14 protein-coding genes are annotated in these 15893 nt (G+C 38.3%); 9 read left to right on the forward strand and 5 right to left on the reverse strand.

Going from position 1 to position 15893, the window contains the following annotated elements; translation table 11 throughout:
* Positions 1-13 precede the first annotated feature (13 nt).
* On the forward strand, positions 14-1882 hold the full coding sequence (locus ACZ5L8_RS02220) for a tetratricopeptide repeat-containing sensor histidine kinase (protein ID WP_464439442.1): 1869 nt from the start codon (positions 14-16) through the stop codon (positions 1880-1882).
* Between the two features lie 44 nt (positions 1883-1926).
* The gene (locus ACZ5L8_RS02225) at positions 1927-2793 is read left to right on the forward strand and encodes a hydroxymethylglutaryl-CoA lyase (protein ID WP_464439444.1); all 867 of its coding nucleotides are present in this window, start codon (positions 1927-1929) and stop codon (positions 2791-2793) included.
* Between the two features lie 57 nt (positions 2794-2850).
* Here ACZ5L8_RS02225 and ACZ5L8_RS02230 read toward each other — a convergent pair whose 3' ends face one another.
* The 3 genes from ACZ5L8_RS02230 to ACZ5L8_RS02240 all read right to left on the reverse strand — a co-directional run bounded on the left by ACZ5L8_RS02230 (position 2851) and on the right by ACZ5L8_RS02240 (position 6829).
* Positions 2851-3099 (reverse strand): hypothetical protein, encoded by a 249-nt coding sequence (locus ACZ5L8_RS02230; protein WP_464439445.1) that lies wholly within the window; start codon positions 3097-3099, stop codon positions 2851-2853.
* A 189-nt stretch (positions 3100-3288) separates the two neighbouring features.
* Positions 3289-4704, reverse strand: coding sequence for an HmuY family protein (locus ACZ5L8_RS02235; protein ID WP_464439447.1), 1416 nt, complete (start codon positions 4702-4704; stop codon positions 3289-3291).
* A 10-nt stretch (positions 4705-4714) separates the two neighbouring features.
* On the reverse strand, positions 4715-6829 hold the full coding sequence (locus ACZ5L8_RS02240) for a TonB-dependent receptor plug domain-containing protein (protein ID WP_464439449.1): 2115 nt from the start codon (positions 6827-6829) through the stop codon (positions 4715-4717).
* A gap of 112 nt (positions 6830-6941) precedes the next feature.
* Between ACZ5L8_RS02240 and ACZ5L8_RS02245 the strand changes: the two genes are divergently transcribed.
* The 4 genes from ACZ5L8_RS02245 (at position 6942) to guaB (ending at position 10433) form a co-directional block, all read left to right on the forward strand.
* Positions 6942-7829 carry a DUF6607 family protein gene (locus ACZ5L8_RS02245; RefSeq protein ID WP_464439451.1) on the forward strand — a complete coding sequence of 296 codons (888 nt, stop codon included), beginning with the start codon at positions 6942-6944 and terminating at the stop codon, positions 7827-7829.
* Position 7830: 1 nt separating this feature from the next.
* The gene (locus ACZ5L8_RS02250; RefSeq protein WP_464439452.1) at positions 7831-8391 is read left to right on the forward strand and encodes an FMN-binding protein; all 561 of its coding nucleotides are present in this window, start codon (positions 7831-7833) and stop codon (positions 8389-8391) included.
* Positions 8388-8882 (forward strand): hypothetical protein, encoded by a 495-nt coding sequence (locus ACZ5L8_RS02255; protein WP_464439453.1) that lies wholly within the window; start codon positions 8388-8390, stop codon positions 8880-8882. The genes ACZ5L8_RS02250 and ACZ5L8_RS02255 overlap by 4 nt, the downstream gene beginning before the upstream one ends.
* 78 nt (positions 8883-8960) lie before the next feature.
* The gene (gene guaB / locus ACZ5L8_RS02260) at positions 8961-10433 is read left to right on the forward strand and encodes an IMP dehydrogenase (protein ID WP_464439454.1); all 1473 of its coding nucleotides are present in this window, start codon (positions 8961-8963) and stop codon (positions 10431-10433) included.
* Positions 10434-10522: 89 nt separating this feature from the next.
* Here guaB and ACZ5L8_RS02265 read toward each other — a convergent pair whose 3' ends face one another.
* Together ACZ5L8_RS02265 and ACZ5L8_RS02270 are read right to left on the reverse strand one after the other, a co-directional pair.
* On the reverse strand, positions 10523-11110 hold the full coding sequence (locus ACZ5L8_RS02265) for an OmpH/Skp family outer membrane protein (RefSeq protein WP_464439455.1): 588 nt from the start codon (positions 11108-11110) through the stop codon (positions 10523-10525).
* A 131-nt stretch (positions 11111-11241) separates the two neighbouring features.
* Entirely contained in the window at positions 11242-11490 is a 249-nt protein-coding gene (locus ACZ5L8_RS02270; protein ID WP_464439456.1) for a hypothetical protein, read from the reverse strand.
* Positions 11491-11670: 180 nt separating this feature from the next.
* Between ACZ5L8_RS02270 and ACZ5L8_RS02275 the strand changes: the two genes are divergently transcribed.
* From ACZ5L8_RS02275 to ACZ5L8_RS02285, 3 genes are read left to right on the forward strand one after another with little or no spacing between them, the layout of a single operon-like run.
* The gene (locus ACZ5L8_RS02275; protein ID WP_464439458.1) at positions 11671-13623 is read left to right on the forward strand and encodes a peptidylprolyl isomerase; all 1953 of its coding nucleotides are present in this window, start codon (positions 11671-11673) and stop codon (positions 13621-13623) included.
* Positions 13624-14484, forward strand: a complete 861-nt coding sequence (locus tag ACZ5L8_RS02280) for a peptidyl-prolyl cis-trans isomerase (protein WP_464439460.1) — start codon at positions 13624-13626, stop codon at positions 14482-14484. It abuts the gene before it with no gap.
* Positions 14471-15892: a peptidylprolyl isomerase gene (locus ACZ5L8_RS02285; protein WP_464440903.1), complete on the forward strand. Its 1422-nt coding sequence runs from the start codon at positions 14471-14473 to the stop codon at positions 15890-15892. Before ACZ5L8_RS02280 ends, ACZ5L8_RS02285 begins: the two co-directional genes overlap by 14 nt.
* The last annotated feature ends 1 nt before the right edge of the window (position 15893 follow it).

The following is a 15893-nucleotide window of genomic DNA, read 5'->3' on the forward strand; positions in this document are numbered from 1 at the left end:
CTTGCTTGTGGCTATGCTGTTTGTTTTTTCTTTTGGCTACAGCCAAAAAATAAAAGATTCTCTAGAACAAGAGCTCACCGGTGTAGGTAAAGGCCGTGAACAAGTAGACCTTCTTAATGAGCTTGGCTTCATTTATACAGAGAACAATAATCCCAAAGCAAAATCATATCTCAATAGAGCAGAGCGTATTGCTCAACAATTGAATTATGATAAGGGTTTGGCTGATGCCAAAAGCAATAAAGGTCAATATTATTTCATAAATGAAGAATACGCCTTAAGTGCTGATGCATTAATAGGTTCTATACCTTATTATGAAGGTTTAGAAGATAGCGTTGGCTTGAGCAATGTGTATAAATCTATAGGGATCATAGATTTTTACATTAGGGATTTTCAATCTTCAAGAACAAACTTTGAGCGAGCGGAGCAATACATAAACTCAAAAACAAATTATCCTTTTATAGGTGATTTGTTGCTTAACACCAGTGCGGTGCTTACTGAGTTAGGCCAACCTTTAAAAGCCTTTGAACTTTCAGGAAAGGCAATAGATCTTTTTGAAAAGAATAAGGATACTACAAGAATTCAGGCAGCAAATTATTTTCTAGGAAGTGCTTTGTTAGGTGTGAAAAATTACGATGATGCCATCGTAGCTTTTAATCGCTCGTTGCAAAATGAAAACAATTCACCATGGTTTAAAGAGCTCTCGCAAGCTAAGTTGATCTTATGCTACATAGAAAAAGATGACCTTGATAAAGCAGAGGTTTATGTAGATGAGATCTTAATAGACTTGCTTAAAGAGAAAGATTCTTACAGGCAGTTTCTCGAATTCAAGGCTGTGTCAGAATTCTATTCTAAAAAAGGAAATTATGAAGAAGCCTGGAAGTATGCCAATCAATTTATAGATCTTAAAGAACATTATAAATACAGTCACGATCAGGAGCAGCTTGTTAATATTAGAGACAAGTATGAGATAGAGTTTAGAGAGAAAGAAAACATCATCTTGCGTAATGAAGCTATTGTAAGAGATTCTAAACTTAGAAATCAGCAGATATTTATTTGGGTTAGTAGCTTTCTTGTATTGGTGATCTTGTGGTTGCTTTGGGTAACCTATGATCTTTATAAGCGTAAGAGGAAGTCTAATATTAACCTGAGAAACAATCAGCGTATCCTAAACGAGAATAACCGAAATCTAGCTTCTATAAATGAGCAGAAAAACAATCTCTTTAGTATTGTTGCTCATGATGTGAAGAGCCCCGTATCTGCGATCATGGCGTCTGTAAATTTACTTAGAACCAGCCGAGACAAACTAAGCGATCGAGATATAGATTATCTTATTGTTGAGTTAGGCAAGCAAGCCGAGAATCTTTATGACCTTATTGAAAGTGTGCTTACTTGGGCAAGATCTCAAATGGATGGTTATACGTTTAGTAATAAGCACTTCAATGTAAGCCACCTACTTGAGAAGGTAGATGATATTTATACCTTAGAAATAGAGAAGAAGAATATCGCGATCACCTGTACAATCCCTAAGGATGTTTATATTAATGGTGATGAGAAGGCAATTGAAGTTATCGTGCGTAATTTAATTTACAACGCCATTAAATTCACTGATGCTCGCGGTAAGATTGAATATGCTTACAGTGAAGATGAAAAATTTGCGCACATTCATATCAACGATTCTGGAATCGGGATCTCTCAAGAAAACATTGAGAAGATCTTTAAGAAAAAACAACGTGTAACTATTAAAGGTACTGCAAATGAGTCTGGTAATGGCATTGGACTTATTCTTTGCTCAGAGATCGCACGTAAAATGGGAGGAATGATAACCGTAGATAGTGAATTAGGAGTAGGCTCAACATTTACGTTAAGCATACCAAAACAATAGCGTAAGAGCTTTTACTTATCGTATATTTGGGGTAGAGAAACCCTATGAATTCAAACGTCAAAATCGTAGAATGTCCCCGAGATGCCATGCAAGGTATCAAGGATTTTATTCCCACAAAATCAAAAGTGCAATACTTGCAATCATTATTGCGTTGCGGTTTTGATACATTGGATTTTGGCAGTTTTGTTTCTCCCAGAGCCATTCCGCAGATGGCAGACACGGCAGATGTTTTAAGTCAGTTAGACCTTTCAAAAACAGATACAAAGTTGCTGGCAATTGTGGCAAATGCCCGCGGAGCTCAAGACGCTTGTCAATTTCCTGAAATCGATTTCTTAGGTTATCCTTTCAGTATTTCAGAGAACTTCCAGATGCGTAATACGCACAAAACTATCGCGCAAAGCGTAGATGTGCTAAAGGAGATTTTGGCTTTAGCCAAAAAACATAACAAGCAAGTAGTGGTCTACATAAGTATGGGTTTTGGTAATCCTTACGGTGATCCTTGGAGTGTTGAGATCGTTGCAGAATGGACAGAAAAACTTGCAGCGATGGGCGTGAATATTTTGTCGCTATCAGACACCGTGGGAAGCTCAACTCCAGATGTGATCGAATATCTTTTTAAAGGGTTAATACCACAATATCCAGCAGTTGAATTTGGTGCGCATTTACACACGACACCGGCAAAGTGGTTTGAAAAAGTTGATGCTGCTTATAATGCGGGTTGTAGAAGATTTGATGGTGCAATTCAAGGTTTTGGAGGTTGTCCCATGGCAAAAGATGAGCTTACCGGCAATATGCCTACGGAGAAAATGCTTTCTTATTTCGCTTCCGCGAAAGCGAATACCGGAGTAAAAACAATGAGTTTTGAGTCTGCGCACAACGAGGCGACAAAGATCTTCTCTACCTATCATTAAAAAAGCGCCAACGGTAAGGTTGACGCTTTTGGTAAAAAAATTATTATTTAACCAATACTATGCATTTGCTCTTTGAGGTGCCCAGTGATTGCAAAGCATACCTGGATCAGCTTTTTGTGGGTGAGCACAAGTAGGACCTTCAAATCTGGAGCAAGTGCTACAGTTAGGATCATCTTTAAGTGCAGCTCTCATTTCAAAACTGTCACATGTATGTCTTTCACTTACGTTTATTTCGTGCACTTTGCAATACTCGCCTTCAAGGAGGTTCTCGCAATTAATACAACTGTTTCCTAGTCTAATAGCCATCTTTTTTGTTTTTTAATTTTATTAAAAGTAATGAGGTTACAGAGTAGAAACAATATAAATAGCTAGTTTTGAATTGTTTGTATTAAGATTGACTAAAAATAAGAGTCCTTACCGTATGGTAAGGACTCCCTGATTTACCCAAGATAAACATTAACAAAACTTGGATTCACTCAAACTAAGTATGGTTATTTAAAGCAATTCAAACTCAAATGCAGGATTACCACGCACACCGCTTTCGCTTGTAAAAGCTGTAAATCTTACTTTGTAAACATTCTCATCAGCATCTTTTACAATAAAATAGACATCATCCCTTAATGACGGTAACGAATTAGGCCCACCACCGTTGCGCCAATTAGCTCCTATAGCTCTTTGTTCTGCAATAAAGGATGTTTCATCCACATCCGCAGCGGTAAAATCGGCGTACGCTTTTATGCTAGTTTCTACCTCATAGGCTTGCACATTGTTGAGGCTATTGGTTATAATAAAATCTGCGTAGCCATATGAACCAAAACCTGTGATTACGTTAGTGAAAGGCGTGAACTGAAAATCCCATTTACCTTTTGCAGGAGCAACATCTACAGTGTTCCCGTCTATAAGGCTAAAAAACGTAAAGTCATTATTACTGGCTTTACTAATTGTAGCTTCATTATGAGTGGTAGCATCTAAAGCGGCGTAGTGTAATTTGTAATCATTACCGTCTTTAAGAATTCTAATTTTCATCCATCCTCGGGCTTCGCCATTGATATTTTCTCTACCCACATCAGGAGTTTCTGTGCCTATCTCATTACCTAGATTAACAAGATATACTTTGTTGTCATCATCAGTCTCTGAAATTTCTGCAATAGCTGTAGTGGTGATGTCTCCTTCAACGCCATCAATGTAAGCGGTATTAGCGGGATTGAAAGTTCCCACGGCAACTCCCGCTTGTATGTCTGCAACATCTTCTGGGGTTACGGCATCAATATCTGTAGCGTCAAGCTCTGCGGCTGCCATAAAGATCGAACCATTGATCTTCACCCGAAACTCGCTACCACTATAAAACGCTAGATCCCAAGAATCTCTTTTAACAGCTGTTTCTGTAAGCGAACTAAGATCCACATAAACTTGGTTTGGTTCATTTGGGCCGCCCACTTCTGGAGAGAAGGTACCAGCAGGAGCTGCGATCTCAGTAAAGCTCACCACTAAAGCGGTGTTGCCGTTTGCATAAGCGTTAGCAGTTGTGATGCTACTTATTTCAAAACTTACATTTTTTGATGTTCCCTCAATGGCATCTTTAAGCTTGTTGAAAGTAAAGGATACACCATTTGCTCCGGCTTCAAAATCTAGCGTTAAGTTGCCATTATTTGCAGTAGGAGTTGTTGTGAAATCCTCACCATAAACTGCATTTTCTGCAGTGTAGGTTAATGTCAATGTTCCACTTTCGGTTGCTTCAGTGGAGAAAATGATCTTTACTTCTTTACTGCTGTCAACACTGTCAAAACTTAGTGCAGGATTCTCAAATGCGACCACTAAGTCTTCAGTGATCACTGTCTCATCTTCATTGCTACAGCCATAAAATATAAGTAGCACAAGACTCATAATTGTATGTAATATTACTTTTTTCATAGGTTGATATTTAAATATTAAGGTTGTATAAAATTTTCAGAAAATAACTACAGCCATACCCTATAAGTATGCCTTGATTAGGCGTGCTGTGCACACCTCCAGAGACCGTTTGATTTGCAATGCGCGTAATGTTAAATATATTACGTGCACCTAGTGTGAGTTCTAGGCTTTCGCCAAAAAAACGCTTCTTTATAGATCCGTCCATCCAGCTATATCCTTGCTGTTCTGCGCGGATAAATTGAGAATCCTCACCAGAGGTGTCTAACAGAAATTGATATTGTGGTCCGTTGTATTTGTAGAATAATGATGTTGTGAGATCCCATTTTTGGATAGTGTATGAAATGTTTCCGTTTGCTTGAAGCGCGTAGAGGTAATCATCATTATACTCACCATCACTATTTAAGACTTTACTCTGTCCAGAATATGCTACACCAGCATCTAATTTTATATTCTTGAACATTAGGCTATTTGTAAAAGACGCTCCGTGGGTGCGGTAAACATCAAGGTTGTTGTATTGAAACGCCAGCGGACTTTGATTAACTACCGTAAGTTCAATGCGGTCTTCTACATCTAAGTACCATGCAGATATTTTTGGCGAAAGCCTTATACCAGAATTATTGAGGTCAAAACTCTTTTTTAAATGCAAGAAGGTTGAGAAACCTCGTTCTGGATTAAGACTTGCATTACCTTGAACATCATGGTTAATATCTACAAAGTAGGTGAAAAGTTCATCGTAGTTGGGGTTGCGAGGAGAGCTCCCTACAACGGCGCGTAATTGATAGTCATTCTTAAAATCATATTTAGCGCTAAGGGAATATGCGAGTTGGGTGTCAAATTGTGACGAGAACATTGCGCGTACTCCCGGCTGTATTGAAAATCTGTTAAGAACAGGTAATTCCATCGTAGTGAATAGATCATAGCTTGCCAGTCTGCGTTCTATATTTTCACCATCAAAATCTCCCGCAATGGCTGATGAAAAGCCGTTTATATTGCTTAGTTCATAGCCTATTTGTAAATCAGTTCTCTTTGAGGTTAAGAAACCGGTAAATGTGCCGCGTGAATAGATACCTTTTCTTGATTGATATTCTCCTTCTTCAATATTTGTTTTTCCTCCTGTATTGATACGGTAATTGTATCGTTCAATGTCTCTAGATTGTTGCTGATGTGATAAGGAAACATCATAGGATATACGGTTTATGAATTTACCATTGAGGTTGAGGTGATGGTACATTCTATGAGAATAAAATATCTCATCTGAAGCGGTGGGTCTGCTGGTTTGCGTAGATGGATTGTAGTTTTCTCGCACTAATGAATCATATCTAGAAACTTGCTCATCAAAGTATTCAAAACGGTAAAAAGCATTAAAATCCTTACTAGAATATTTAATGAGCGCTTTGCCTGTGTATTGGTTTTTTGGCAACCACTCAAAACCACGAAGGCCATCGTTAAATGGATGGTCTTTGCCTTGACGTCCATTTGCAAAACCTTTAAAATCATTGCGCGTAAAACTTGCGTTGGCATATATTTTATTGTTTAGCTGATGACCTATTTTTATTGACTGTATGTGTCGTCCTTGATCAAATAAAGCATATTCATCACTTATGGTTTCTTCTTGAAGGTATGGTGTGATTTCCCACTCATAGCGGGATGATTTTTTTGTGATGATATTTATGATTCCCGTTACTGCATTTGAGCCATATTGAACACCCATGCTTCCTTCAACAATTTCTATTTGTTCTATATCATCTAGGTTGATCTGGGTTAGGTCTGTATTATTGCCCAGTCCTTCATCGTTGATCAGCGGGATATTGTCAATAAGGATTTTAAAATATTGACCATCCAGACCAAAGAGCTGTACGCTGCTTTTTCCCGTAGCAGCATTGGGTTGTATGGTTATATTGAGGCTTTGATTGAGAACATCTGCAAGCGTATTTGCTGCAAGGTTTTCCATCATTTCACGTTTAATGACCTTGACCTCAAAGACAGATTTATCTACACTTTGCTTATTGATTTGCCCAGTGATCACAACATCATCTAAAGTGTTGACATGCGTAGAATCTACAGCGTGGTCTTGAGCGCTGATGTAATAGCAACTAAAAAGGAGAAAGAGAAATATTAATTTCACAATTTAGAATTATTCTAATTAGCGATGCAAACATAGAATATTATTTTAATTCAATCTAAATAAGATTAAATAAGTTTTTTTTTATTTTTGGCACTCAAACAATACAACACAAATGAAAACACTGTTAACTATAATCATGATGGGCTGCGGCATAGTAGCTTTCGCGCAAAGCGATAAAAAAGAAAAGGATATCGAGAGCATCAAGAATATGTGTGGATGCTATGAAGTTACTTTTAAGTATACTGAGACCTTCTCTCCAGAAATTGATTATGAAAAGCATCTAGACTACACGGCGGCGGCTCTTGAGTGGGCAGAGTTGGTAGAAGAAGAGGATGATAAGATCTCTATTCAGCATCTACTAGTTGTGCAAGATACTATGGTTATTAAGCACTGGCGTCAAGACTGGACGTACGAAGACCCTAAAGTTTTTTATTATAATAAAGACAATGCTTGGGATTTTCAAGAATTAGCAAAAGAAGAGGTTGCAGGAGCCTGGACGCAAAAGGTATATCAAGTAGATGATAGTCCGCGATACAGTGGTGTGGCAACATGGGTTCATGCAGATGGTCGTGACTATTGGGAGAATTATACATATTCGCCACTTCCTCGTCGTGAATATAGCAAGCGAGATGACTATAATGTTATGAAGCGCGGTAATCATGTAGAGATTACAAATACTGGCTGGGTGCATGAGCAGGATAATGACAAAATTATACGCGATGAGAATGGCGATCAATTGTTAGCGCAAGAAAAGGGATTTAATGTGTATACAAAGGTGCCTGATGAACGTTGTAAAGCAGCTAAAAATTGGTGGAATGAACATGAACAGAAATGGGCTGAAATACGTGACGTATGGACTACAGTTTATGATATGGAAGGTAAATTGACGCTTGAAAAGTCTATTGATGAACAGCCTTTATTTATGCATCTTTTTTCTATGGAAGACGATGCCGGCAAAGATGCCTATGGTGAGGTGATTCAATCTTTTGTGAAAAAATAAAATGTATAAAAAATTATATCTATCAAGCAGGATTTGCATCATGTTAATGATGTTTTTCCTGCTTTTTGCTTTTAAACCTTCAACAGATAATATTCCTGAACGAATTTTACAGAAGATAGAAAGAGCAGTAAAAGAGACCTATATAGTAGAGGATTTTAAGCTAGAAGCTATAAACATTGAGCCTGCGTTAGACAATAAAACTCCGGTGGCTGTAAGTGGTGAGCATTTCTTTTCGCTTAAAGCGAAAAATGATCTTATAGGATATCTATATTTAGGAGAGGCGCCTAGCAAGAAAAACGTTTTTGACTACATCGTGCTTTTTGAGCCAGATTGGACTATTAAAAAAGCAAAAATTCTAATTTATCGTGAAGATTACGGTAGGCAGGTGGGATCTCAGCGCTGGCTGGTGCAATTTATAGGTCTTACTCCACAAAGTACAATAACCTATGGCGAGGATGTAGATGCCATTTCTGGCGCTACGATTTCTGCTAAATCAATGACAAATGCAGTTTCTCAGGTTTTAGAATCTGTCAATATACTAAATGCTGAGGGCGCTTTATGATAGATCTATCTGGAGTGATTCATAGGCTTTCGCCAAATATAAAATGGTTTATTGCTATTTTTCTCGTAGTTCTTAGTGTGGGGTATTTTACTGGTCTTTCATTTGTAAAAGAAACATCAGGAATGAATCCCGTCGGGATTGAGGAGAATTATGTGGGTAATGAAGATGACCTGGAGGCAGAAGAAATGAAATTTAAGAAAAGTGAACGCGAAATGCTCAATATCATTCATACCCATATTCTGAGTATGTCAATTATCTTTTTGATTCTGGGTTTTTTCGTTTCGCTGACAAGCTTACCACAATGGCTAAAAAAAAATTTAATGTTTGAACCACTGCTATCTGTGTTACTGACATTTGGTGGTATCTATATGATTTGGTCTGGTAGTTATTGGTTTACCTGTATTGTTATGATTTCGGGTATATTGATGACGCTGTCTTTTGTGTTTTCAGTTTTGCTTGTGCTATGGCAAATGCTGTTTTATAGGGCTTGATTTTCCATTAATAACGTTCTGGCAACAAATGGTTCAATAATTCACCGTATATTTGCACGCAATTAAATCTTAATTGCGATGACTGCTCACGAATCAAAAATCTTAGGAGAAGGTCTTACTTACGACGATGTACTCCTAGTTCCCAATTATTCTGAAATACTTCCTAGAGAAGTAAGTATCAAATCAAAATTCTCGCGTAACATTTCGCTTAACGTTCCTATCGTTTCTGCGGCTATGGATACTGTTACCGAATCTCGCATGGCGATCGCTATTGCACAAGAAGGAGGTATAGGTGTTTTGCATAAAAACATGACCATAGATCAGCAAGCGCTTAAAGTGCGTCGCGTAAAACGTGCAGAAAGTGGGATGATCCTTGATCCAGTTACTTTGCCGCTTACAGCAACTGTAAAAGATGCAAAGCGTAGCATGGCAGAGCATAGCATTGGCGGTATCCCGATCGTAGATGATGAAGGTAGACTTAAAGGTATTGTTACAAACCGTGATCTAAGATTTGAGAAAAACGAGAATCGAGCGATCGTAGAAGTAATGACCGGTGAAAACCTGGTAACAACTTCAGAAGGTACTTCTCTTAAGGATGCTGAGGTAATTTTACAAAGTCATAAGATCGAGAAATTACCTGTTGTAACAGATGATAATAAACTTATAGGTCTTATCACCTTTAGAGATATTACTAAGCTTACGCAAAAACCAATCGCAAACAAAGATCAATATGGTAGACTTCGTGTAGCAGCAGCTGTAGGAGTTACCGGTGATGCAGTAGATCGTGTTGAGGCGTTGGTTAATGCGGGTGTTGACGCGGTGGTGATAGATACAGCACACGGTCATACTAAAGGCGTGGTTTCTGTACTTAAAGAAGTAAAAAGTAAATTTCCTGAGCTTGACGTTGTGGTAGGTAATATCGCTACGCCAGAAGCTGCAAAATATCTTGTAGAAGCTGGAGCAGATGCTATAAAAGTGGGTATTGGTCCTGGTTCTATTTGTACAACTCGTGTTGTTGCGGGTGTTGGTTTTCCTCAGTTTAGCGCTGTGCTAGAAGTCGCAGCTGCGCTAAAAGGAACTGGTGTGCCAGTGATCGCAGATGGAGGTATTAGATATACAGGTGATATTCCTAAGGCTATCGCCGCAGGAGCCGACTGTGTAATGCTTGGATCACTACTTGCAGGAACTAAAGAGTCTCCTGGTGAAACAATTATTTATGAAGGTCGTAAATATAAAACCTATCGTGGTATGGGGTCTGTAGAAGCGATGAAGCAAGGTTCTAAAGATCGTTACTTCCAAGATGTGGAAGATGATATCAAGAAATTAGTTCCAGAAGGTATCGTAGGTCGTGTTCCTTATAAAGGAGAGCTTTTTGAAAGCGTTCACCAATTTATCGGTGGTCTTCGTGCTGGTATGGGATATTGCGGAGCTAAAGATGTTGAGACACTTAAAGCTTCGGGTAGATTTGTTAAGATCACTTCTAGTGGTATTCACGAGAGTCATCCGCATGATGTAACGATCACTAAAGAAGCTCCTAACTATAGCAGATAATATGTTTTGGCTTAAAGCCAAATAAAACATAAAGCAATAAAAAAGGGTCGCATTTGCGACCCTTACTTTTTTTCAATAAATGAATCAGATTATTGCTGACCCATTTGTTGTTGCTGTTGCATTAATTTTTGTCTTTCTTCTTGCATCTTTCTGATGTCATCTTCAGTAAGAAGTTTGATCTTTAGCTTATCTGCAACGGCTTGTGTGATGTCGTGCTTAGGATCAGCGTATGCAAGGCCACTTCCTGTAGTTGAGAAAACCTGAGAATACCCTTGAGCTTCAGAAACTGCATCAACAGCTTCACCTATTTTTTGGTAAAGAGGTCCCATAAGTTCATTTCTCTTAAGACCTATCATTTGTTGAGAGTTTTGCTCAAATTGTTGAATTCTCTGTTGGATCAATCCTACAGTTTGTCCTTTAGACTTACGTACTGCGTCAGTAGTAGTAGGAAGGCTGTCGATTCTTTGGTAATCTGCAGCGGCTTTTTGATACTCACCAATAAGTTCCTGATATTGCTTATCAAGGCCAGCTCCATATTCTTGTAGACTCTTCTGTACAGAATCCATCGTTGGCATACTTGCCACAAGAAGCTCACTATTTACAGTTCCTACTTTACCTTGTGCAAATCCGGTTGCAGCTACAAATAAAAATGCTAATGCTGCTAATACGTTTCTCATAATTTTCCTTTTTAGTTGATGATACGTGTCATCCTTACGTTTAAAATTTTCTGTTTAGGGTTCTCAAAAAACTTGGCAAAGATATAAAAGCCTTTTTACGAACAAAGGTTTTTTATATAATTTAAACTCAATCAGCTTATTGGGTTGTAGAACGTTCCTCTGTTTGGTTTTAAAGCATCGCGAGTTGTGATCATGTTTTCCTCATTTACAACCATATACGCAATGTGATGCGCACCTGGTACAACAGCTTCGTGTCCTATAGGTAAATCTTCCAAGCCTGCTGTTTTTGCATAATCTGCAAGGTGGATCGCATGATGTGTAGCAATGTGTTGGGCGGTCGCTCCTCTAAAATCCCAAATAAGTTTTATAAGTTTTGCCATGTAGTGGTCTAAAGTCAATTAGTGTGCCAAATTAAAAAATCACACTTTAATGTGAGCATGGTAATTGTGAATTTAAATTTTTGGCGAAAGCCATATTGCAATAACTGGCGCTTGTTTTCGTTTCGCAAATACAATTGAAAACAGGCTTATTATTCATATTTTTGCTCACCTTTTACGTATATGGTTTCAGTAAAAAAAATATTCTTAACGCTCTTTCTAGCAACATTATTTTCTGGCTATGGCCAAAATGACACCGAAGTGCTCATGACAATTAATGATGCGCCGGTGTATGTTGAAGATTTTAAGCGCGTGTATCTCAAAAATCTTGACCTCGTAGAAGACGAGTCGCAAAAGGATATTGACACCTATCTAGAGCTTTTTAAAAAATACAGACTAAAACTAGCGCAGGCATATTCTCTGGAGCTTGATAAAAAGACTGATCTGCAAAACGAACTTGAAGGATACAGCAGGCAGCTTGCCGAAAATTATATGACAGACGCTCCGGTAACGGAGGTGCTGATCAATGAGGCATATGCGCACACCATTGAGGAAGTTGAGGCGAGTCATATTATGATCAGTCTGCAAGAGGCGCAAACTCCAGAAGATACGGTTGCGGCTTTCGCCAAAATTTCTAAGATACGAGAGCAAATTATTAATGGCGCCGACTTTACAGCTACCGCAAAACAAGAAAGTGAAGATCCTTCGGCAAGAGAGAACGCTGGATATTTAGGTTGGTTTCACGCATTTAAAATGGTGTATCCATTTGAGAAAGCAGCTTATGAAACTCCCGTAGGCAAAGTTTCTAAAATCGTTCGGTCTAAATATGGTTACCATATTTTGAATATTCTTGGTAAGCGTAAAAATCGAGGTGAAATAAAGGTTGCGCATATTATCGTGACAGATCAAGATGCAAATGTCAACCCAGAAACACGTATTAAAGAGATCTATCAAAAGCTCAAGCAAGGCGAAAGTTTTGAAAGCCTAGCGATGAAGTATAGCGACGATCGCCAGAGCGCTGTAAAAGGAGGTGAACTCAATGCATTTTCTGCGGGGCAGTTGCGTAGTTTGGTTTTTGAAGAAAAAGCATTTGCGCTTCAAAATACTGGCGATTACACAGAGCCTTTTAAAACCGAATTAGGATGGCATATTGTGAAGCTGCTTCATAAAATCCCAGTGCCATCGATTCAAGAATTGCGACCCGTTCTAGAAAATAAGATCAAAAGTGATGCTAGGTCTTCGTTAGTTGAAGAAGCACTTTTGGTAAAATTGAATGATCAGCATGCTGTTCAAAGATTTGAGGAAGTTGTTTCGGCTTTCGCCAAAAAGAATCCTGAAAGTTTGATGCAAGGCAAATGGCAAGTGCAACTCACTGAGGAAGAAAAAAACAAAATCGCTTTGATCATAGAGGATGAGAAATTCACGTATAATGATTTTGCGGGTTTTGTAAAGCAAGCCCAGCGCGGCGCTCCCGCATTTAAGGATGCCGAATCATTTTTAAAAGCTACATATTTTCAATTTGTAAACTATTTATTGAAGCGATATCATCGAGAACATCTAGCAGAGATCAATGAAGAATATGCGCAGATCGTAAAAGAATATAAAGAAGGTATTTTGCTTTTTGCTTTAATGGAAGAAAAGATCTGGAATAAAGCTCAGCAGGATTCAGTAGGGTTGAAGAATTTCTTTGAAGCAAATCAAAAGGATTATCAATGGCCAGAAAGGTTTAAGGTTTTGGTCGCAAGTTCGCCTAATAAGAAGTCGGCTCAAGAGGTTTTAAAACTTTTGCAACAAGGCAAATCACAAGACGTAATTAAAGAGCAATTGAATAAAGATGGTTTAGTGAATGTGTTTTTCACAAATGCTACGGTTGCAAAAGATGATAAATTGCTTCCAGATGGTTATATTCCGGCGATGGGTTTGAGCAAGATCTATGAAGGTGAAGATTACACCATCGTTAAGCTGGAAGAAAAGCTTTTGGCGCAAGCCAAAAAATTAAACGAAGTAAAGGGAAGAGTGATCAATGATTATCAAGATCTGCTAGAAAAACAATGGCTAGAAGAACTGCAAAAGAATTATGAAGTGATCGTGAATGAACCGGTTTTAATGAAGTTGAAAAAAGAATTGTCACACTAGATGAAAAAGAAGGTCTTTTTAGCAGTTTTAGTAGTAATAGTGATTTCTTCCTGCTCATTTTTTGAGAATGAGCAAGAGGGAATTCCCGTAGCTAGAGTAAATAATTCGTTCTTATATAAAAGTGATATTGAAGATCTGGTGACGCCTAATATGTCTCCAGAAGATAGTGCGCTTGTGGTTAATGGTTTTGTGGAGCGCTGGGCAAGACAGCAATTGTTGCTGGATGGCGCTAAGCGTAACATCGCCATAAATGATCAAGAGCGTATGGAGAATCTTGTGGAGCAATATCGTGCAGATCTTTATGCGCAGGCGTATAAGGATGTGATGGTGGCAAAAGGTCTGGATAGCGCGGTAACAAATGCTGAGGTTAAAAGTTTTTATGAGAATAATAAGGAGAACTTTAAGCTCAACGAAGATCTGTTGCGATTGAGATATATTCAGATAAGCGAGAATGCGTATAATCTGGATGATGTGAAGAAGAAGTTCACACGTTTTAATAATGAAGATAAACGCTATCTTGATAGTATTTCGGTACAGTTTAAGGCGCAGTCACTTAATGATAGTATCTGGATAAGTGCAGATCAGGTGGTAAAAACCATACCTGCAATAACTCCAGAAAACAAAGACGAATATTTAAAAAATACCAGTTTCCTGCAACTGCGTGATTCATTAGGTTTATATTTGATCGCGATTGAAGAAAAGCTTTCGCGAAATGAAGAAGCACCTCTTGATTATGTGATACCTACGGTAAAACAGGTGCTTGTAAACAGGAAGAAGCTGGATTTGATCAAGAAATTAGAAAAGGATATAATTAAAGATGCGATTAAAAACAATCAGTTTGAAGTTTATGATAAAGAGTAGTTTGCTGGCGGCGTGCTGTTTTGTGGCGATTACAGTAAATGCGCAAGAGGTAATTAGTGAAGGCGGGCAAGACGTTGCAGTTGCTACAGATACAGTGCAAACCACACAACTTAAATCTTTTAAAGTAGATGGTGTTGCTGCGGTAGTAGGAGATTTTGTTATTCTTGATAGTGATATTTTTCAGGCGAGAGAAGGTTTAAAACAACAAAATGCTGATGCTGGTGTGAGCGATTGTGATTTGCTAGATAAGCTTATGGAGACTAAGCTTTATGCGCATCAGGCAATTGTAGATAGTATTACGGTTCCTGAAGCAGAGATCAGAAGCTATACGAACCAGCAGATAGGTTATTTTAAGGAGCGCTTTGGCGGAAGCGAAGAACGCGTTCTTAAATTTTATCGCAAAGAAACTATGGCTGATCTTGAGAAAGAACTTTTTGAGATCAATAAGAATAACCAGTTAGCGCAAATGATGCAACAAAAGATCGTTGCAGATCTTGAGGTAACTCCAGAAGAGATCAGAGCGTATTTTAATGAGTTAAAAGATAGTGAAGGCGGTTTGCCAATCTTTGGTGATGAAGTTGAGATCTCTAAGATCATGGTCGAGCCAGAAATTCCGCAGGAGGAAAAGCAAAAGGTAATCGATGAACTTAATGGTTACCGCACAGATATTCTTCTTAACGGAAGCAGCTTTGCTACAAAGGCTGTGCTTTGGTCAGAAGATGAGTCAACGCGTGGTAAAGGTGGATTGATAGAAGGTGTAGACCGTAAGGCGCAGTTTGTAAAAGAATTTAGAGATGTTGCTTTTAGTCTACAAGAAGGTGAGATCAGTAAGCCTTTTGAGACAGAATTTGGTTTTCATATTATTCAGGTAGTGAAGATCAAAGGTCAACAGATCGATCTTCGTCATATTCTTAGAATTCCTAAGATCACAGATGCATCTGAAAAAGCGGCTAAAGAAAAGATAGAGAAGATCAAGAAAAGTATTGAGGAAGGTGAACTTACCTTCTCTGACGCTGCAAAAGAATTCTCTGATGAGAAGGAAACTGCGAGTGATGGTGGTGTGCTTTTTAACCCTACTACACAAGACAGAATGTTTGAGGTTAAAAACCTTCCTCCAGAGATCTATCCTAAAGTTAGAGATTTACAAGTGGATGATATTAGTGAAGTGTTTAATAATCCAACAAGAACGGGTAGAACACGTTTTGAGATTTACACAGTTTCTAAACGTGTAAATGAGCACAAAGCAGATTTTGCTGTAGATTATTTAAAGATCAAAGACCTTGCGTTACAAGACAAAAGTATCGAGGCTGTTAAGAAATGGCAGAACGAGAAAATAGATGAAACGTACATTAAAATAAACCGTGATCATCGCTCTTGTGACTTTTCTAATAACTGGATAAACGAATAAA

Source organism: Leeuwenhoekiella obamensis (assembly GCF_055391795.1).

Coding starts and splice junctions, on each gene's coding strand:
- ACZ5L8_RS02275 (WP_464439458.1), top strand. CDS start 11,671: ATGGTTTCAGTAAAAAAAATATTCTTAACGCTCTTTCTAGCAACATTA.
- guaB (WP_464439454.1), top strand. CDS start 8,961: ATGACTGCTCACGAATCAAAAATCTTAGGAGAAGGTCTTACTTACGAC.
- ACZ5L8_RS02230 (WP_464439445.1), bottom strand. CDS start 3,099: ATGGCTATTAGACTAGGAAACAGTTGTATTAATTGCGAGAACCTCCTT.
- ACZ5L8_RS02245 (WP_464439451.1), top strand. CDS start 6,942: ATGAAAACACTGTTAACTATAATCATGATGGGCTGCGGCATAGTAGCT.
- ACZ5L8_RS02270 (WP_464439456.1), bottom strand. CDS start 11,490: ATGGCAAAACTTATAAAACTTATTTGGGATTTTAGAGGAGCGACCGCC.
- ACZ5L8_RS02235 (WP_464439447.1), bottom strand. CDS start 4,704: ATGAAAAAAGTAATATTACATACAATTATGAGTCTTGTGCTACTTATA.
- ACZ5L8_RS02285 (WP_464440903.1), top strand. CDS start 14,471: ATGATAAAGAGTAGTTTGCTGGCGGCGTGCTGTTTTGTGGCGATTACA.
- ACZ5L8_RS02225 (WP_464439444.1), top strand. CDS start 1,927: ATGAATTCAAACGTCAAAATCGTAGAATGTCCCCGAGATGCCATGCAA.
- ACZ5L8_RS02265 (WP_464439455.1), bottom strand. CDS start 11,110: ATGAGAAACGTATTAGCAGCATTAGCATTTTTATTTGTAGCTGCAACC.
- ACZ5L8_RS02280 (WP_464439460.1), top strand. CDS start 13,624: ATGAAAAAGAAGGTCTTTTTAGCAGTTTTAGTAGTAATAGTGATTTCT.
- ACZ5L8_RS02220 (WP_464439442.1), top strand. CDS start 14: ATGCTGTTTGTTTTTTCTTTTGGCTACAGCCAAAAAATAAAAGATTCT.
- ACZ5L8_RS02250 (WP_464439452.1), top strand. CDS start 7,831: ATGTATAAAAAATTATATCTATCAAGCAGGATTTGCATCATGTTAATG.
- ACZ5L8_RS02255 (WP_464439453.1), top strand. CDS start 8,388: ATGATAGATCTATCTGGAGTGATTCATAGGCTTTCGCCAAATATAAAA.